General features: G+C 62.1%; 15 protein-coding genes. 3 read left to right on the top strand and 12 right to left on the bottom strand.

The window, feature by feature from the left end; translation table 11 throughout:
• Positions 1–110: 110 nt before the first annotated feature.
• Genes QA600_RS03070 through QA600_RS03060 form a run of 3 tightly spaced genes read right to left on the bottom strand, consistent with a single transcriptional unit; the run spans position 111 to position 2143 of the window.
• Entirely contained in the window at positions 111–1094 is a 984-nt protein-coding gene (locus tag QA600_RS03070; RefSeq protein ID WP_278290492.1) for a Zn-ribbon containing protein, read from the bottom strand.
• Entirely contained in the window at positions 1094–1498 is a 405-nt protein-coding gene (locus QA600_RS03065) for a DUF2073 domain-containing protein (protein ID WP_005554818.1), read from the bottom strand. Before QA600_RS03065 ends, QA600_RS03070 begins: the two co-directional genes overlap by 1 nt.
• A gap of 6 nt (positions 1499–1504) precedes the next feature.
• Positions 1505–2143, bottom strand: coding sequence for an Era-like GTP-binding protein (locus QA600_RS03060; protein WP_005554817.1), 639 nt, complete (start codon positions 2141–2143; stop codon positions 1505–1507).
• A gap of 1143 nt (positions 2144–3286) precedes the next feature.
• On the opposite strand from QA600_RS03060, the gene QA600_RS03055 reads away from it, so the two are divergent.
• Entirely contained in the window at positions 3287–4945 is a 1659-nt protein-coding gene (locus tag QA600_RS03055; RefSeq protein ID WP_278290490.1) for an ORC1-type DNA replication protein, read from the top strand.
• Positions 4946–5132: 187 nt separating this feature from the next.
• On the opposite strand, the gene QA600_RS03050 is transcribed toward QA600_RS03055, so the two are convergent.
• Positions 5133–6146, bottom strand: coding sequence for a S26 family signal peptidase (locus QA600_RS03050; RefSeq protein WP_278290489.1), 1014 nt, complete (start codon positions 6144–6146; stop codon positions 5133–5135).
• Positions 6147–6283: 137 nt separating this feature from the next.
• Here QA600_RS03050 and QA600_RS03045 point away from each other — a divergent pair, with 137 nt between their 5' ends.
• Both QA600_RS03045 and QA600_RS03040 read left to right on the top strand, forming a co-directional pair.
• Positions 6284–7945, top strand: a complete 1662-nt coding sequence (locus tag QA600_RS03045; RefSeq protein WP_278290488.1) for a DNA-directed DNA polymerase II small subunit — start codon at positions 6284–6286, stop codon at positions 7943–7945.
• Positions 7946–8133: 188 nt separating this feature from the next.
• Positions 8134–9045 carry an amidohydrolase family protein gene (locus QA600_RS03040; protein ID WP_278290487.1) on the top strand — a complete coding sequence of 304 codons (912 nt, stop codon included), beginning with the start codon at positions 8134–8136 and terminating at the stop codon, positions 9043–9045.
• A 54-nt stretch (positions 9046–9099) separates the two neighbouring features.
• On the opposite strand, the gene QA600_RS03035 is transcribed toward QA600_RS03040, so the two are convergent.
• From QA600_RS03035 to QA600_RS03000, 8 genes are all read right to left on the bottom strand, one after another.
• Positions 9100–9501 carry a dehydratase gene (locus tag QA600_RS03035; RefSeq protein ID WP_278290486.1) on the bottom strand — a complete coding sequence of 134 codons (402 nt, stop codon included), beginning with the start codon at positions 9499–9501 and terminating at the stop codon, positions 9100–9102.
• Between the two features lies 1 nt (position 9502).
• Positions 9503–10231, bottom strand: coding sequence for an ABC transporter ATP-binding protein (locus QA600_RS03030; RefSeq protein WP_278290485.1), 729 nt, complete (start codon positions 10229–10231; stop codon positions 9503–9505).
• A gap of 2 nt (positions 10232–10233) precedes the next feature.
• Positions 10234–11028, bottom strand: a complete 795-nt coding sequence (locus QA600_RS03025) for an ABC transporter ATP-binding protein (protein WP_278290484.1) — start codon at positions 11026–11028, stop codon at positions 10234–10236.
• Entirely contained in the window at positions 11025–12062 is a 1038-nt protein-coding gene (locus QA600_RS03020; RefSeq protein ID WP_278290483.1) for a branched-chain amino acid ABC transporter permease, read from the bottom strand. Before QA600_RS03020 ends, QA600_RS03025 begins: the two co-directional genes overlap by 4 nt.
• Positions 12059–12967 carry a branched-chain amino acid ABC transporter permease gene (locus QA600_RS03015; RefSeq protein WP_278290482.1) on the bottom strand — a complete coding sequence of 303 codons (909 nt, stop codon included), beginning with the start codon at positions 12965–12967 and terminating at the stop codon, positions 12059–12061. Before QA600_RS03015 ends, QA600_RS03020 begins: the two co-directional genes overlap by 4 nt.
• Positions 12968–12973: 6 nt before the next feature.
• Positions 12974–14311: an ABC transporter substrate-binding protein gene (locus QA600_RS03010; protein ID WP_278290481.1), complete on the bottom strand. Its 1338-nt coding sequence runs from the start codon at positions 14309–14311 to the stop codon at positions 12974–12976.
• Between the two features lie 226 nt (positions 14312–14537).
• Positions 14538–16340 carry an acyl-CoA carboxylase subunit beta gene (locus QA600_RS03005; RefSeq protein WP_278290480.1) on the bottom strand — a complete coding sequence of 601 codons (1803 nt, stop codon included), beginning with the start codon at positions 16338–16340 and terminating at the stop codon, positions 14538–14540.
• Positions 16337–18127 (bottom strand): acetyl-CoA carboxylase biotin carboxylase subunit, encoded by a 1791-nt coding sequence (locus QA600_RS03000; RefSeq protein ID WP_278290479.1) that lies wholly within the window; start codon positions 18125–18127, stop codon positions 16337–16339. The genes QA600_RS03005 and QA600_RS03000 overlap by 4 nt, the downstream gene beginning before the upstream one ends.
• Positions 18128–18129: the final 2 nt, after the last annotated feature.

Genomic DNA, 18129 nt, shown 5'->3' with positions numbered 1-18129 from the left:
CCGATCGTCGTTCGCTGGCCACACCCCGAGTTCGACTGCAACTCGACTCGAAGAAGGGGCGACCCGAGGGCTGGTGGTGGCCGTCTACAGTCGAACCGAAGGGGTCGGCGTTACTCGTCGGCGTCGTCGTGCCAGGACTCCGGAACGTCGATGACGTACCGGCCGTCCTCCTGGAGCGAGATGATGTACTCGTCGCGGTTGTACAGCTCCATGAGGTTGAGTTCGTACTGGCCCGGTCGGAGGATCTTGATGCTCTCGAACTGCTCGTTGAGTTCCGCGCGAAGTTCCTCGATCGACGGCTGCTCACCCGATGGCTCGCTGACGACCCGCCCGTGATCGGGCGTTTCCTCGCTCCCGCCGTCGTCAATGGGATCGACCTCGGTGATCGGATCACCTTCGCCAGCTGCGTCCGAACCGGTCGGGAGATCGTCGGCCGGGACGACCTCGCTGCGGGCGCTCGCCTGCGCGGAGTCCTCCGAGTCCGCCACCGCCGCCGTCTCGTGGTCGGGCTCGGAGCGCTCGCTCGAGGCGTCCGCGATCGGATCGGTCCGGTGGTCACTCGAGTTCAGTTCGGAGCCGGTGCGGTCGTCAGTGACGTTGCCGGCCGTGGACTCCGCAGACGGCGACGAGCGGTCCTCGGGGCGACGAGCCGAGTCGGGCCACTCGGTAAACGAGTCGTCCTCGTCGTCGCTCGCTCGGTCCCGGTCTCCGGGGGACGTCGACCGCTCGTTGCGAGTCGGGTCCGACCCTCGAGAGTCACCGGTCGACTGGGGATCGGCCGTGCCGGCGCTCGCCGTCGATCGGTCGGCTGCCGGTGGCTCCGGGGCGTCGGGAGCCGACTCGTCGGTCGGCTCCGAAGAAACCCACCCGCGGACGGTTTCGGCCGCTCGAGAGGCGACGCCGTCGGCTTCCGCTTCGGTGGAATCGGCCGCCGGCGTTTCAGGGTCGGCATCTCCGTCGGCGCCGTCCTCGGCGCTCCGGTCCGAGTTCGGCGTGAACTGGAACTTGTTCCCGCCACAGTCGGGACAGCCCGAGAGCATCTCCTTCGAGCCGTCCGGAAACGTGTGGCCACAGTTCGTACACTGGTGTGGCATTAGTTACGGGATACGAGCGCGCTGATCAGCGTTTCGTCCTTGTGAAGGGTTTCGATCTGGTTGGCGGGCCCGATCACCGTCAGCTTCGCCGCCGACTCGTTCGACCCCATGAGCCGGCCCAGCAGCGACGAGTCCTTCGTCTCCGATTTGGGGTAGGTCTCGATTTCGATACCGTTGAATCCGGCGTCGGGGCTGATCTCGGCCATCGTCATCTCGATGAGCTTGCTCTCCTCGTCGGGGGTGAGCCCCTCCTCGAGGATAACGATGTTACCGTCGTGAACGCCGTCGAGGATCATCCGGATCTTCTCCGTGGAGGCGAGTGTGTCCATCCGCTCGCCGCTGATGAGATCGATCTGTACGCCGTCATTACCGTTGGGATCGTCCGGGTTAGTTGCCTTGGGCACGACTGATCACCCGAAGTACTCCGCGATATTGTCGTAGACCTCGTCCATGTTCTGGCCCTCCTTCGCGGAGAGCGGGACCGTCTTGTGCTGGGGGAACGCGTCCTCGATCCGTTTGACGCTCGCCTCGTCGAGGTCGATCTTGTTCGCGAAGATGAGAACCGGCAGATCGCGGGATTCGATGATGCCGATCAGCATCGTATTGACCTGCGTGATCGGATCCTCCGCGCTGTCGAGAACGTAAATGACGCCGTCGACATCCTCCCGAAGCCAGTGCATCGCCTCGGCGACGCCCTCCGTGGCCTCGCGGGACCGACGGATCGCGTCGTCTTCTTCCATCTCGTCGGTGAACTCCTCGTAGTCCACCTTGGTGGTTACGCCGGGCGTGTCGACGATGTCGATCGAGACCGACCGTCCGTCGCGTTCGATCTCGACGTCTTCCTTTCGACGTGCGCGGCGTGTTTCGTGTGGAACGTGACTTTCGGTTCCGACCGCATCGCCGGTCCAGTCCCGTGCGATGCGATTCGCAAGCGTCGTCTTTCCAGCGTTGGGCGGTCCATAGATTCCGATTCGTTTGGGTTGCTCGTCGGTAAACAACCGATCCGTAACCCGGGAGATACTATCTTTGAGTCCTGTTAACAGTCCCATCCTTGGCCCTCCGGCACCGCGAAGTGCGTCTGCGCGTACTACAAACTGGATTCACTTAAGCCTACGTCAGACGTGTAGATAATACGACTATTGTGAAAGAACGGTATGGAGGAAGGTAACACACACCATCCAAAGCGCCGGAATACAGGAGGAACGGACGAACAGTAGTCCCCAGAGAAGAATGTCATGAGAGCAGATCGTTTCATCGGGGAGCGTAACACAACCGGACGAGATGTCGGGAACCCCCCACCCCTTCGTTTCAACTGGAGCGCTCCGAAGGGAGGGGTGGGGGAGGGTGTTCTAGATAAGGAAGGTTTTATATACATACAAAAGAAACAGCACCCGTATTAGGTACAAAAGAAGCTATTTACTAGGACTACCAATCTAGTTACTAGCTCAATTCTGAACTCTCCATCTGAGCAACAAGATCATAACTCTCGTTACAGACCTCCCGTATATCGCTTGACCTCTCCTGAAATCACCGGATTACTCCCTCGAGCTCTGTCCCCTGTAGCCGTCTTTCCGTTTCTCCCACCCCACTCCCTCGTCGGTCTCCAGTTGAAACGAAGGGGTGGGGAGGGGGACGCCGCAACCAACCCCCCTCTCTTCGACTCGAGAGCGACCGGCTTCCTTCGACGTCGGAGCCGATCTCTCCTCACCGGATTCCCACCACCCTGGCTTCGAATCGAACACTCCGAACGAACCGACCCAGCGGCGAGTAATCGCGAAGCTGACAGGAATCGCCGATCGCTCAGCCGACTGACCGGGTGAGAGCTGCCGATCACGAGTATCGTCACCATCCGAAGAGTCCCATGAGTATCGGTATCATTCTATCGAACGGAGGATCGAACTGATACCGGTACGGTTCCGTTCACCGCTGGAACCGGAATCGATCCGAAACACCGCCGGAGTCGGCAGCTGGTACCAACTCGATTCGCAGCCGGATCCGTCCAAAAAGAATCATATCCTACGTGAGTGAAAGGGAAGAATTTAATATCGCGGTGTTCCTCTGTTTCGTTTGCATCAACTGGATCCGAAACCGATCGCTATTCCGCTTGATCGGCCGCACTGGCCGTTCAAACGCTGCATCACTGCTTTCGGGTCCGTCTCTCCACACGAAACGAGGGGGTATCCCAACGACGGATGTCAGACGACAACTCAGAGCCGCCACGAACCGACGACGTCGAGGGCGAGACCGACGGGTTCTCGACGTCGCTCGAGGAGACGGCGATCGGCGACGAGGAACCGAGCCAGGGACTGTTCGACGACCTGCTCAGCGGCGAGCCGATCTTCGAGAACAAGGAGGTGCTGCGTCCGTCCTACACGCCCCACGAACTCCCCCACCGAACCGACCAGATCAACAAGATGGCGACGATTCTGGTCGCCGCACTCCGGGGCGAGACGCCTTCGAACATCCTGATCTACGGAAAGACGGGAACTGGAAAGACCGCGAGTGCGAAGTTCGTCAGCAAGGAACTCGAGAGTACCTCCCAGAAGTACAGCGTCCCCTGTGACGTCGAGTACATCAACTGCGAGGTGACCGACACCCAGTACCGGGTACTCGCACAGCTCGCGAACAAGTTCATCGAGAAGAACGAGGCACGGATCGACCGAAAGATCGAGTCGCTCGAAGCGCGCCTCGAGGCACTCGAGGAGTACGAAGCGAACGACGGTCGCGACGATTCCGCCGTCGGATCCGTCGAGGACGCAGCGGGCTCCGATCCGAACGACCACGTTTCGTTTGCAACCGAAACCGAGTCGCCGTCGTCCGGTTCTCCAGTCGAAACGGAGGGGTCGGCAGATCCAACGGAGGCCGGCGTAGCCGACGGGGAACACCCGCTCGCGTCCACGCCGTTCTCCGATCGCGAGGAGGTCGAGGACCGGATCGACTCCCTCGAGGAAGACAAGGAGTCGTTCCAGGAGGTGCCGATGACCGGTTGGCCGACCGATCGGGTGTACAGCGTCTTCTTCGACGCCGTCGACTACGACGAGCGGGTCGTCGTCATCATGCTCGACGAGATCGACAAGCTCGTCGAGAAGAGTGGGGACGACACGCTGTACAACCTCTCGCGGATGAACTCCGAACTCGAGAACTCTCGCGTGTCGATCATCGGAATCTCGAACGATCTGAAGTTCACCGACTTTCTGGACCCCCGAGTCAAGTCAAGTCTCGGCGAGGAGGAGATCGTCTTTCCACCGTACGACGCGAATCAGCTCCGGGATATCCTCCAGCACCGAGCCAACGTCGCCTTCAAGGGCGATGCACTGTCGGACGACGTGATCCCGCTGTGTGCAGCCTTCGCGGCCCAAGAACACGGAGACGCGCGTCGCGCGCTGGATCTGCTCCGAACGGCGGGCGAGCTCGCCGAGCGCTCCCAGGCCGAGACGATCGTCGAGAAACACGTCCGACAGGCCCAGGACAAGATCGAACTCGACCGAGTCGTTGAGGTCGTCCGCACCCTTCCCACGCAGAGCAAGCTCGTCCTCTTCTCGACGATCCTGCTCGAAAAAAACGGCGTCCACAGCATCAACACCGGCGAGGTGTTCAACATCTACAAGCGCCTCTGCGAGGAGATCGACGCCGACGTCCTCACCCAGCGCCGAGTGACCGACCTCATCAGCGAACTCGACATGCTCGGCATCGTCAACGCCGTCGTCGTCTCGAAGGGGCGCTACGGTCGGACCAAGGAGATCAGCCTCTCGGTCCCGATCGACGAGACCGAGGCCGTCCTGCTCTCGGACTCCCGACTGAGCAACATCGACGACATCCAGCCGTTCGTCCAGGCCCGGTTCGAAAACTGAGGGCCGAATTCGTCTCCGACCCCGAACCTCCTTCCGCTGATCCCATTATTTCCCTCTCGCTGATCCCACTATTTCCCGCTCGCTGATCCCACTATTTCCCTCTCGCTGATCCCACTATTTCCCGCTCGCTGATCCCACTATTTCCCGCTCGCTAACCCCTCCGTTTCGACTCGAGCGACGCGGCCGGCTACCGTCGACGCCGTCGGCCCGCAGCCATCGCGGCACCCGTTCCGGCCGCGGCGACGCCCGCCGCACCGACGCTCGCTCCGACCGCTCCGGCACTCGAGACTGGCTTCTCCGTCCCGACCGTGCCTGCGAGGGTCTCGAGACTCGGCTGCGGCGCGAGCATCCCACCGAGGATCGAGTCGAACGTGAGCCGGACGTAACCGAGCCACGGAACCCGGAACGACGCCTTTCCGGTGATCCACCCGGGCTGGACGACGTCGGTGTTCGCGCCGCCGCGCTGATACTGGTCGTAGTAGGGGTTCGCGTCACCTTTCGTGATGAACCCGTCGTGGGCGGCCGGACAGGTCTGGAGCTGGTCACAGCTCGCGCCGTCGACGTACTCGGGTTCGGCCCTGGTGTCGACCCAGTTCTCACCCTCTTCGACCCAGAAGTGTGCACGATGTATCACCGGTGTCTGGTGAGCCTGCCCGTTGGGTTCGAAGACGACGACGTCACCGGCCTTGCCGAACTTCTCGTGGTCCTCGCCGTCCTCGTGTGTCACGACGCCGGTGTCTCCGGTCGAGTCGTCGCCGACGAAGCGGTCGTCCGCGACGACGAAGATGAGATCACCCACCTCCATGTTGGGTTCCATACTGCCGCTTTCGACGGCGACCAGCGGCGGCCAGACGCCACTGATTCCGAACAACAAGAGCCCGATCACTGCGACGATGGCGACGCTACTCAGGATATCCCGAACGAGAACGACCGACTCGTCGTCCGTTCCGAAGAACCATCGGACGATCCCGTCGTCCTCGATCGAAACGTCGTCGCCCTTCGAATCCGAGCTGCTGTGCCGGACGATCGATCCCTCGTCCTTGTGATCGGTGCCGGCTCCGTTTCGGGGTCGGCCGTCGTTCGCCGATTCCGGACCACGTGCGGGCTCGCCGGTCCCGTCCGACGGGGCCCCGCTTGGGTCGTGGCGGCGTGGCTCACCGCTGTCGTCGCTCCTCTCGTCGTCGGAATCGGGACCGCTCATCGTCCCGTGTTATACTGGGCCCGGCCATCAAGGTTCTGTTCGTCACACCGACGATCGGGGTTCCGTTCGTCACGCCGATCCCGCTCGCGAACGTCGACTCCGCTACGTTTTTGATTCCGCTCGCGAATGCGAGGCGTGTGCCACTCGAGGGACCCGCTCGGATCGTCAGCGAACTCACGAGTCGCGGCTACAACGCCGAGCGCGAGGCGGTGACGCGGATCGCCGCGACCGAGAACCCGGCGACGACCCTCGAGGCGGTCCTCGAGGACCTTCCCGACGACGCGCTGGTCGTCCGATCGGAACACGTCGACTCGCTCCTTGAGCGAGCGCCCGTTTCCGACGGCGCTCGAACCACCGATCCGATCGGTTCCTCGATCGATAACGGCTCCGACTCGCGGAAGTCACCGACCGACGATGGCTCCGGCTCGAGCGAATCATCGGCCGGTGACGGCCCCGATTCGGGCGAGCCGTCGATCCGCAACACCTCCGCTTCAACTGGAGACGAACAACCCACTTCTCGACGGACGGCTACCGGAGGTCCAGTCGAAACGAAGGGGGATCTCGAGGGCAGCGGTCGGTCGGCCGATCCGCTCGAGCGTTCGCTCGAAATCGCCGGAGATATGACCGGCGAGAGCACGGGAACCGGCGAGTACGGGGACTTCGTCTCGGTGTTCCGGGATCGTCTCGAGCGGCTGGGATCGAAGCTCCGCGGGCGGGTCAACCACCGACCGGCGACGGCGATCCAGTCGATGCCGGGCGGCAGCGAGGCCGGAATGGTCGGCCTGGTCAACGACGTGCGCTCCACCGCGAGCGGCCACTGGCTGATCGAACTCGAGGACGCCACCGGAACGTTCCCGTGGCTCGTGATGAAAGACCGCGAGTACGCCGATCTGGTGAACGAACTACTGTACGACGAGGTGCTGGCGATGGAGGGCACCCTCGCCGACGACTCGGGAATCGCGTTCGTCGACTCGATGTACTTCCCGGACGTTCCGCGCACACACGAGCCCTCCACGGCGGATCGCCACGTCCAGGCGGCGCTGATCAGCGACGTCCACGTCGGCAGCCAGGAGTTCATGAGCGAGGCCTGGAACCGATTCGCCGATTGGCTCCACACGCCCGAGGCCCAGCACGTCGAATACGTGCTCATCGCAGGTGATATGGTCGAGGGCGTCGGCGTCTACCCGAACCAGGACGAGGAACTCGACGTCGTCGACATCTACGAGCAGTACGAGGCGTTCAACGAGCGGCTAAAACAGGTTCCCGGCGACATCGAGATCGTCATGATCCCGGGCAACCACGACGCGGTGCGGCTCGCGGAACCCCAGCCCGGCTTCGACGAGGAGCTCCGGGAGATCATGTCGGCCCACGACGCTCGGATCGTCAGCAACCCCTCGACGGTGACCCTCGAGGGCGTCTCGGTGCTGATGTACCACGGGGTCAGTCTCGACGAGGTGATCGCCGAACTCCCCGAAGAGAAGGCCAGCTACGACGAACCTCACCGGGCCATGTATCAGCTCCTGAAGAAACGCCACGTCGCGCCGCAGTTCGGGGGTCACACTCGACTTGCACCCGAAGAGAAGGACTACCTGATCATGGAGGAAGTCCCCGACATCTTCCATACGGGCCACGTCCACAAGCTGGGCTTTGGCAAGTACCACAACGTGCTCGCGATCAACTCCGGCTGCTGGCAGTCCCAGACGGACTTCCAGAAGAGCGTCAACATCCAGCCCGACGCCGGGTTCGCGCCGATCGTCGATCTCGATACGCTCAACGTGACTGTACAGAAGTTCAGTTGAGCCTTGCGAACTGGGTTGAGTGTCTCTTTCGAGGTCGATGGGTCCCTATCATACCTCGTCGTCCTCTTTGAGCGCGGGTTAACACTGCTGTGTCGCTGCACCGGCAGTCCGTCTATTAGCCGCCAGTACCTCTATTGATCCCGGCCACGGATCCACGACCGGCTACCGCATCCCTTCCATCGAACATCATGACAGATCGACAGTCCACGCCCACGGAGCGATCGTCCCAGTTTCGGCCCGCGATCGACGCTCACACTCACCTCTTTCCCGAACGGCTCACCGAGGCGATCCGCCGATCGCTCGGCGACGAAACCGGTTGGGAGTTCTCGACGCCGACGTCCCGTGACGGGATCGAAACCACTCTCCGCTCTGCGGGCGTCGAGATCTACATCGCGCTTCCGTACGCACATCGGGCGGGCGTCGCGAGCGAGCTGAACGCGTGGCTCTCGTCACAAGCTGCCGATTCCGACTGCCTGGTTCCGTTTGCGACGGTTCACCCCGACGACGAGAAACCGGCTGCGATCGTTCGGGACGCGTTCGAGGCGGGCGCTCGCGGTCTGAAGATCCACTGCCCGGTCCAGGAGTGTCGTCCCGCCGACTCGAGAATCGAACCGGCCCTCGAGGTCGCAGTCGAGTACGACCGTCCGATCACGTACCACGGCGGGACGGCTCCGATGTTCGAGAACAGTCCGTACGTCGGCGCGGATGTGTTCGCCGACCTGATCGATTCCTATCCGGAACTTCGAGTCTGCTGTGCTCACATGGGTACCTACGAAGTCGACGCGTTCCTCGAGTTCGCACGGGAGCACGAAAACGTCTATCTCGATACGACGTTCGCGATGTCAGCATCGGCTATCGAGACGATGGGGTTCGATCCGGCATCGATCGCGGATCGGACGCTCGTCGAGTGTTCGGGGTCGATTATGTACGGCTCCGACTTTCCGAACATTCCCTATCCCTATCGTGATGAACGGGCACAACTGCTCGGTCGGGACCTTCCGCGGGAGACGGCTCGCGACATCTTCTATCGCACCGCACTCGAGTATCTCGGACTCGAGGACGGTTTCGAGCCGAACTTGACGGATCGCGTCTCGGGCTAGCGTGTTTGCCCGGGTCGAACGTTCCGCCAGCGATGGGAACGACTCTTCAACATCCTACACCGGCCGTTCAGCGGGAGGAACTTTCCAGATCAGTCCCTCGATCGCTCCAGTCTGAGCGGTTTCGACCCTCTCGTTTTCACCGACCACCTCGACGGCAACCTCGTAGCGATCGTCGCGCTCGTCGACGGAATCGAAGATCCACTTACACCTGATCCGTTCACCCGTATAGACCGGCCTAACGAACTCGAACGTCATCGACGTCGCCAGTACCTCGAGGTCGCCGCCGATCTTCGTCGGAAGGGGCGCGGTCAGCAGCCCATGGACGAGCAACCGGTCGTCGTCGGGTTCAGTGTGCCGTTCCTGTTCGTCCCGAGACACCTCGCCGAACCGTTCGACCGCTTCGGTCGTGAACGTCCGTTCGAACGCGTGCGTCTCGCCTTCGGTTGGCCGATGCACACTATCCACCTTCGAAGATCCGTTTGATCTCCTCGTTATCCACGATCGGCTCGTCGCGGTCGATCTCGGTGACGATCTGGCCGCGTTCGATTACGTATCCGCGGTCAGCGATCTCTCCGGCGTGACGGACGTTCGACTCCGCAACGACGATCGAGATGCCGAGTGCTTTGATGCGTTCGACACCCTCCCGGAACTGCTCGCGAACCGAGGGGGCGAGCCCCTCGAACGGTTCGTCGAGCAGTACGATGTCGGGTTCAGAGGTCAGCGCCCGGGCGACGGTGACCATCTTCTGCTGGCCGCCGCTCAACTGGCCGGCGGGTCGGTCGAGAAACCTCTCCATCTCCGGGTAGATCTCGAGGGCTCGATCGAGACGGTCCCGAAATCCGCTTTCGTCGACGTCACCTTTCCCCCACGTCGACATCCGCAAGTTGTCCTCGACGGTGAGGGTCGTGAACAGCCGTCGATCTTCGGGTGCGAACCCGACGCCGTGCCGAATCCGTTCCCGCGACGGCCGATCGGTGAGATCGGTTCCGTTGACACGGATGGAACCGCCTTGAATCGAGGTCTGTCCCATCACCGAGCGGAACGTCGTCGTTTTGCCCGCTCCGTTGCGTCCGATCAACGCGACGGTCTCTCCCGGCTTGACCGTCAGCGAAATGTCTTCGAGGACTGTCGCTCTGTCGATGGTGACATTGAGGTCGTCGACCTCGAGAAGCGGCTGCTGGCTCATCGTCACACACCTCCCTCGAGGATGAACTGGTTGACCTCCTCGGAGTTCATCACGGTCGACGGGTCGTCGTCGGCGAGTACGCGGCCCTCGTGAAGGGCGACGATCCGGTCGGAGTAGTTGCGGATGAGTTCCATATCGTGTTCGATGAATATGAGGCCGATGTTCCGATCGATCGCCGCGTCGGTGATCGTCTCCATTACCGCGTTCTTTTCGCGGGAACCGACGCCGCTCGTCGGTTCGTCGAGGACCATCAGCTTCGGACGGAGCGCGAACGACATCGCCACGTCGAGGATCTTTCGAACCCCGTGTGGCAGGTGTTCGGTGTGTTCGTCTGCGTGGGTCTCGAGGTTGAACATCTCGAGGAGACGTTCGGTCTCATCGATGGAGTCAGTATCACGGCTGGTGAGTGTGAACAGCCGGTTGTTTTTCTCGTTCCGGGAGATGACGCTCGACTGTACGTTCTCGAACACCGTGAGCTCGTCGTAGATCTGCGGGATCTGAAACGAGCGAACGAGGCCTCGTCGTACGCGTTTGTACTTTCGCAGATCGGAAATGTCGTCGCCATCGAAGACGATTCTCCCGCCGGTCAGCGAGAGCGCACCCGAGATGAGATTCGTGTACGTGGTTTTTCCGGCGCCGTTCGGACCGATGATACCGACGATCTCGTCGTCGTAGAACTCGAGGCTCACGCCGTCGACGGCGACGAGGTTCCCAAACTCCTTGCGAACGTCTTCGGTTCTGAGGATCGGTTCAGTCGGTGTGTCCTGTTTCGTAGATTCGGTTTTCTTCGTACTCATGAGTCATCCCTCCGATCGTTGACACGGTCGACGAGCGCTTTCGCACCCCCCCAGATACCCTTCTCGCGGAGCGTCAACACTACCACGAACAGCACGAGGCCCATAGTGAAGTGCCAGTACGTGGTGAAGTTAAGCGCCACCTCCTGTAAGAGGATGAAGCCGCCGGCGCCGATGACCGGGCCGAGGAACGTTCCGATACCGCCGAGTAGTGTCATGAAGACGATCTCGCCGGACATCGTCCAGTCGAGGTACTCCGGCGTGATGTGACCGACCACGACGGCGTAGAGGGCGCCACCGAGGCCAACGATCATCGCCGAGAGAATCATCGAGTACAGCCGGTACCGGAGGATGGGAACGCCGCTCATCTCGGCTCGCATCTCGTTCTCGCGGATCATCTTCAGGGTCAGTCCGAACGGCGACCGGAGGACGATCCAGAGTACGATGATCGTCGCGAACAGACACACCAGAATTACGTGGTAATAGAACCCCATTAGGTAGATGTGTGCCGGTGCGTCACCGATCGGAATACCCAGGAAATCGGGACGATTGAGCGCGATCCCGTCAGTTCCACGGGTAAGGCCGCCCACGTCCCGAGCCGCGAGGACGTAGAGGAGCTGTGCCAGTGCCAACGTCAACAGCGCGAAGTAGATCTCGTGGGTCTTGACCGAGAGCGCGCCGATGATCGCCCCGACGACGCCGGCCATCAACGTCGCCAGCACGAGTAACACGATGAGGTCGGTGATTCCGGCGCTTTGCATCGCGATCACTACGGTGTACATCCCGGTCCCGAAGAACGCGGCGTGGCCGAACGACAGCAGCCCCGTGTAGCCAAGGACGACGTTGAATCCGAGTGCGGCGATGGCGAAACACATGATCCACGCCAATAGACGGGTGTGATACGCGTTCATCGTCAGTCCGGGATACAGCGCGAGAGCGACGAATAGCACACCCCCCGTGAGTAGACGTTTGTCGAGGATGGCTCCCTTCACTTCCTTGATTTGCACGTCTTCGAACGTCGGTAAGCGTGTACTCATTCGACCACCCCCTCGTCGCCGAACAGTCCCTCGGGCTTGAAGATGATGACCAGCGCCATCAGCCCGAAGACGATCGCCAACTCGAGCGCAGGGAAGTACGCGATCCCGAAGCTGCGGACCATACCGATAACGAGTGCAGCAACGATGACACCCTTGAGGCTTCCGAGGCCACCGATGACGATCACGGCGAACGAGAGCAGGACATACTCGAGGGTCACTGCCGGCGTCGCCGTCGCGAAGGGGACGAACAGCGCACCGCCGAGGGCGGCGATGGCGACCGAGATACTAAAGATCAGGACGCGAACGCGGTTGACGTTAATTCCGAGCATCTGGACCATCTCGTAGTCCTCGGACATCGCCTGGGAGATCTTTCCGAGCTTCGTCTTGACGAACATGAGGTAGAGCCCGACTGCACACGCGATGGCGATCACGATAACGAACGATCGGTAGGCCGACACCGAGACGCCGAGCAGATCGAGCGTCCCCAGCTGTCGGGATGGATCGGTGGCTCCGTCGACCGTGATCGGCGACGCGCCCCAGATGAACTTGATTATGTCGTCGATCATCAGGATCACGCCGAACGTCGCCAGCAGCTGGTAGACGTGCTCGATCTCGTACAGCGGGGCGAATACCGTCTTGTCGAGTGCCGCCGACAGGACGAAAACGACCAGCGGGATCACGAGAACGAGCACTGTCAGGAGTGCGACCGTCGACGTCGTGACGTCGCCCATATTGTTCAGCGTCCAGACCGCGACGTAGGCACCGAGACCGTAGAACGCGGCGTGTGCCATGTTTAGCAGATTGAGAATACCGAATACGAGGGTCAATCCCACCGACGCGAAGAACAGCAGGGCTGCGAAGTAGAGCCCGTTGAACGCGTTTACCGTGAGGGATTCGATCGGCATTCGTTCTCACCCCGTCACCGGCTCGAGTTCGTCGACCCAGTCCATCGTTAGAACGTCCTGGGGCGGGTTGACCTCCGTCGCCTCGATGAACTCGAACTCCCCGAGGAGCGGGTGATCGACGGGGAGGTCGTGGTCGTCGGTCGGTCGACCGAAGACGGCCGGTGCGACCGCCTGTGGACCGTACATGGTGTGCTGTCCGTGCGGTGCCTCGAACGCGATGTTGTTCATCGCTGCCATGAGTTGCTCACCGGTCGGCCAGTCACCGATAATCGATACTGCACTCTCGACGCCCTCCTGGAGCGCCTGGAACCCCATCCACTCGTGGTAGGCTCCCCAACCCGGCAACTGATCGTACCGCTCGTAGTACTCGTCGACGAACTCCCTATGGGATTCGTCCTCATCGTAGCGGTAGTTTGGCTGGTAGCCACCCCGTCCGCCGAGCCAGACGTTTTCTGGCATAGCATCACCCAGCGAATTGAGCAGGGGCGCACCGGTGTCACCAATCAGTAGCGATTCGTCGACTGCCTCGAACAGCCCGCCGTCGACGCCCTGTGAGACGAACGTCGCGATATCTCCCCCCCACAAACTCGAGAACAGGAGATCCGGTTCCTGATCGGCGATCGCAGAGACGTGAGCGCTGTAATCGGTTTCCCCGAGTTCCGGATAGCGCGACTCGATAATCTCGACATCCACACCGACTGCCTCGAGACCGGCCTCGAACATTTCTTGGTGGTCGTGTCCCCAGGCGTAGTCGGGGTCGACCGTGACTACCGTCTCGATATCGTCCATCTGTTCGACCATCCGGACGGCCCCGACCGCGCCGGCGGCGTTCGTTCCAGCCGTTCGAACGACGTACTCCATATCCGGATTCTCCTCGAAAAGCTGGTACGTTCCGGGCATCGTCACGAGAAACGGGAACTGCTGATCGTCCGCTGCCGGCGCTACCGCGAGCGAATGGGCACTCGAGATAATCCCCATGAGCATATCGACCTCGCCCTCCTGTGCCATCGCCTGGACGTCGCTGATCAGCGAATCCGGTCCCGCGTCCTCATCGAGTCGATCGACGACTTCGATCTCGCGTTCGCCGATCAGTCCGCCGTCTTCGTTGATCTGATCGACGAGCATATCGCTCGCGTTCATCGCTTCCTCTCCGTAGAACGCTGGCGGGCCGGATTCGAAGAGAACCTGGACGATCCGGAACGGTTCGTCCGGGATGCCATCGATCTCCTCTCCGCCGAAGTCCTCCTGTAGGAGGGCACAGCCTGCCAGTGATCCGAGTGTCGTTACCGCGGCGGACCCCTTCAGGAAGTGCCGCCGTGAAATTCGTGTGTTTCGTTCGTTCATTGTTTGTTGATGTCTCGCGTACCGTTTGGGACGCCATCCCACATCAATTAATGTTTTGGATACCTATTCTACTCCAGACATGTCGAAACGGGGTTCAAGCCTTCGGACCCCGTCCGAAACTGTCACCAGTTCGTCACCCGTGGGTTACGAGCCGTCGCCTTCGACCTCCTCGCACTTTGGCCTAAATATTGACATTTGTTGGTTGAGGGTTGATCGAGATACCTGCTCAGAGGATCGTCCCGTGTTTCTTATCCGGTAGGTCCTTCTCGACGGTTTCGTAGAACGCGAACCGAGCCTCGAGTTCGTCCCTGAGCGAACTCGGCGGGACGATCTCGTCGATAACGACCTCGCTCGCCATCCGGTGGACGCTGATGTCCTCGCGGTACTCCTCGCGAAGCTCCTGTTCCCTTCGAGCGCGTTCTTCCGGATCGTCGATCGCTGCCAGCTTGTTCGCGTAGACCGCGTTGATCGCCGCCTCGGGACCCATGATCGCGATCTCGCCGCTCGGGAGTCCGATGATGCTCTCGGGATCGTAGGCCGGTCCCGACATGGCGTAGATGCCGGCGCCGTAGGCCTTCCGGACGACCACGGCCTGTTTGGGCACTGTCGCCGAGGAGGTCGCGTAGATCATCTTCTTGCCCTGTTCGAGGATACCGTCTTTCTCGACCTGCGAGCCGGCCATGAAGCCGGGCGTGTCACAGAGGTACAGCAGCGGAATGTCGTAGGCGTCACAGGTCCAAATAAACCCCGCGGCCTTCTCGGCGGCGTCGGGGAAGATCGCGCCGGCCCGCTGGGCGGGCTGGTTGGCGACGATCCCGATCGGTCGGCCGTCGATCCGGGCGAACGCCGTGATGATCTCGGAGCCGTACTCCGGCCGAAGCTCGAGTACCGATCCGGCGTCGACGATCCGATCGACGACGTCGTACATGTCGTAGCCGCGGTTTGGCTCCTGTGGGACAATCGAGTCGATCCCCTCGGGCGATAGCTCGGGTGCGGTTCCCTCGGTTCGAGGCGGCTTCTCGTCGCTGTTGTCGGGCAGGTAGCTCAGCAGTTTCGCGACGAGTTCACGGGCGTGTTCCTCGTCTTCGGCGATCAGATCTGCGCTGCCTGAATGTCGGGCGTGGACGTCCGGTCCGCCCAGCTCCTCGAGGTCGACTACCTCGCCGGTAACCATCTCGACCATCCGCGGGGAAGCGATCGCCATCGCGGACATCTCCCGGACCATGATCGTGAAGTCCGCGAAGACAGGCGTGTACGCCGCACCCGCGATACAGGGCCCGTACAGCACGCAGATCTGTGGCACACGCCCGGAGAGCATCGAGTGGTTGTAGTAGTACTTCCCGATCCCCTCGCGGTTGGCGAAGAAACCGGTCTGCTGGTCGATCCGACCGCCCGAGGAGTCCATCAGGTACAACACCGGCCGTCCGGTTTTCAGCGCGCGCTGTTGCATCCGGAGGAACTTCTCGACCCCTTTCTCGGCCATCGATCCAGCCTTGACGGTGAAGTCGTTGGCCATGAAGTGGACGTCGCGGCCCTCGAACTCGGCGGCGCCAGTGATGAGGCCGTCTGCGGGCAGTCGATCCCCGGCGTCGGATTCGGCAACCTGCCCGCTCGGATGCCACTCGTCGAAGCTGGCGAACTTGCCGTCCTCGAACGCGAGTCCATCCTCGCCGAACCAGAGATCGAGCCGGTCGCGGACGAACAGTTTACCCTGTTCGGAGAGGCGCTTGCGGTACTTCTCGGGGCCACCCTCGAGAATGTCTTCGATCTCGTCCAACAACGTCTCCTCTCGCTCGGTCGGTCCGAGGTCGTCCGATACGGGATCGGCATCACCGTCGCCAGTGACGGTGCCAGCCTCGGCCGCGCTCTCGCCGTCCGGACCCCCGCTTCGGTCCGGCAACGCGCTCGCGAGAAACTCGTCGCCCGTTTCGGTGTACAGCTCCACCTTTTCCCCGAGGTGGGACGCGAGGGCCTTTGCGATCGCCCGTGCGTTCTGTTCCGTCGCCACGTTGGTAACCGTCGCTCTCATGATTCCTCCAGCACGACGAGCGGATCACCCATATCGACTGACTCGCCGTCGGTCACGGCGACGTCCGAGACGGTGCCGGCGGCCGGTGCCACCACGTCGTTTTCCATCTTCATCGCCTCGAGGACACAGACCACCTCGCCCCGGGCGACGTTGTCTCCGGGCTCGACGTTCACCGAGAGTACGGTACCCTGCATCTCGGCCGTGATCGCGTCGCTCGCGGTGACCTGGTCGGCTCCGGCTCCGGTGCCGCCGGTACTCGAGGTCGTCGACGTCGTCTCGTCGCCGGTTTCGCTGGCGCTACTCGCACCCCGAGAGAGTTCGCCCGTGACGGCGACGTCGAACCGTCGTCCGTCGACCTCGACGACGAGATCGTTCGTCGCGCCGCCGGCCGTCCCACCATCGTCGTCGACCGCCGTACTCCACCGTTCGACGGCGGCCGCGAGGTCGTCCTCACTGACGGTTTCATCGAGGTAGTTCGTCGTATGTTCGCCAGCACGGAACGTGTCGTCTGTGAGCATCAGCCGGTGGAACGGGACCGTCGTTTCGACACCGACGTCGAAGTGGACGAGTGCCCGTCTCGAGCGCTCGAGACAGCGCTCTCGTGTTGGCGCGCGAACGATCAGCTTCGCGATCATCGAATCGTAGTCACCGGCGATCTCGTCGCCCCGGGAGATCGCGTCGTCGATCCGGACGCCGAGACCGCTCGGTGGATCGTACGTGGTGAGCGTCCCCGGCGTCGGCGCGAACCCGTCGGCCGGGTTCTCGGCATTGATCCGGAACTCCATCGCATGGCCGTCGAGCTCGACATCGTCCTGACTGTAGGGGAGTTCTTCACCGGCCGCTATACGGAGCTGTTCGCGGACGATATCGATGCCTGTTACCTCTTCGCTGACGGTGTGTTCGACCTGGATCCGGGTGTTGACCTCCATGAAGTAGAACTCGCCGTTCTCCACGAGGAATTCGACAGTGCCAGCGTTCGTGTAGCCGGCCTCCTGAACGCCCCGACGGGCCGCGTCGCCGATCGCCTCCCGAAGGTCGGCGTCCAGCGCCGGACTCGGGGCCTCTTCGATGACTTTCTGGTGGCGGCGCTGGAGCGAACAGTCCCGCTCGCCGAGATGCAACGCCGTCCCGTGTTCGTCCGCGAGGATCTGGACCTCGACGTGTTTCGGGTTCTCGAGGAACTTCTCGACGTAGACCGAGTCGTTGTCGAAGTAGGCCTCGCCTTCACGCTTGGCGCTCTCTAAAGCGTCGTCGACCTCGTCATCGTCGCGAACGATCTTCATTCCGCGGCCGCCACCACCGCCTTCGGCCTTGATCGCGACTGGGTAGCCGAACTTTGCGCCGAGCTCTCGCACCTCGCCGGCCGACTCGACGGGTTCGGTCGTTCCTGGAACGACGGGTACGTCGGCCGCCTGCAGGATTCGACGCGCGTTCGTCTTCTCGCCAAGTGCCGTCATGGCGTCGCTCGGGGGCCCGACCCAGGTGATTCCCTCGGCGTCTTCAACGGCACTCGCAAACCCGGCGTTTTCCGCGAGGAAGCCGTAACCGGGGTGGATCGCGTCGGCACCCGCCCGATCGGCGACCTCGATGATCGCGTCCCCGTCGAGGTAGGACCGACTTGCGGGTGCGGGACCGATATTGTACGCTTCGTCGGCGTAGGTTACGTGGCCGGCCGATCGGTCGGCGTCGCTGTAGACGGCGACCGTTTCGATACCCAGTTCTTCGCAGGCCTGCATGACGCGAACGGCGATTTCGCCGCGGTTTGCGACGAGTAGTTTCTCGAACATTG

The organism is Natronococcus sp. A-GB1, from assembly GCF_029688845.1.
Taxonomy (GTDB): Archaea; Halobacteriota; Halobacteria; order Halobacteriales; family Natrialbaceae; genus Natronococcus.
Note: the sequence above shows the minus strand (reverse complement) of the source record. Positions and strands in the feature narration are given on the sequence as shown.

What these genes read in the sequence shown, in the direction of transcription:
- QA600_RS03070 (WP_278290492.1), bottom strand. Translation starts at nt 1,094, where the DNA reads ATGCCACACCAGTGTACGAACTGTGGCCACACGTTTCCGGACGGCTCG.
- QA600_RS03060 (WP_005554817.1), bottom strand. Translation starts at nt 2,143, where the DNA reads ATGGGACTGTTAACAGGACTCAAAGATAGTATCTCCCGGGTTACGGAT.
- QA600_RS03055 (WP_278290490.1), top strand. Translation starts at nt 3,287, where the DNA reads ATGTCAGACGACAACTCAGAGCCGCCACGAACCGACGACGTCGAGGGC.
- QA600_RS03050 (WP_278290489.1), bottom strand. Translation starts at nt 6,146, where the DNA reads ATGAGCGGTCCCGATTCCGACGACGAGAGGAGCGACGACAGCGGTGAG.
- QA600_RS03040 (WP_278290487.1), top strand. Translation starts at nt 8,134, where the DNA reads ATGACAGATCGACAGTCCACGCCCACGGAGCGATCGTCCCAGTTTCGG.
- QA600_RS03030 (WP_278290485.1), bottom strand. Translation starts at nt 10,231, where the DNA reads ATGAGCCAGCAGCCGCTTCTCGAGGTCGACGACCTCAATGTCACCATC.
- QA600_RS03025 (WP_278290484.1), bottom strand. Translation starts at nt 11,028, where the DNA reads ATGAGTACGAAGAAAACCGAATCTACGAAACAGGACACACCGACTGAA.
- QA600_RS03020 (WP_278290483.1), bottom strand. Translation starts at nt 12,062, where the DNA reads ATGAGTACACGCTTACCGACGTTCGAAGACGTGCAAATCAAGGAAGTG.
- QA600_RS03015 (WP_278290482.1), bottom strand. Translation starts at nt 12,967, where the DNA reads ATGCCGATCGAATCCCTCACGGTAAACGCGTTCAACGGGCTCTACTTC.
- QA600_RS03010 (WP_278290481.1), bottom strand. Translation starts at nt 14,311, where the DNA reads ATGAACGAACGAAACACACGAATTTCACGGCGGCACTTCCTGAAGGGG.
- QA600_RS03005 (WP_278290480.1), bottom strand. Translation starts at nt 16,340, where the DNA reads ATGAGAGCGACGGTTACCAACGTGGCGACGGAACAGAACGCACGGGCG.
- QA600_RS03000 (WP_278290479.1), bottom strand. Translation starts at nt 18,127, where the DNA reads ATGTTCGAGAAACTACTCGTCGCAAACCGCGGCGAAATCGCCGTTCGC.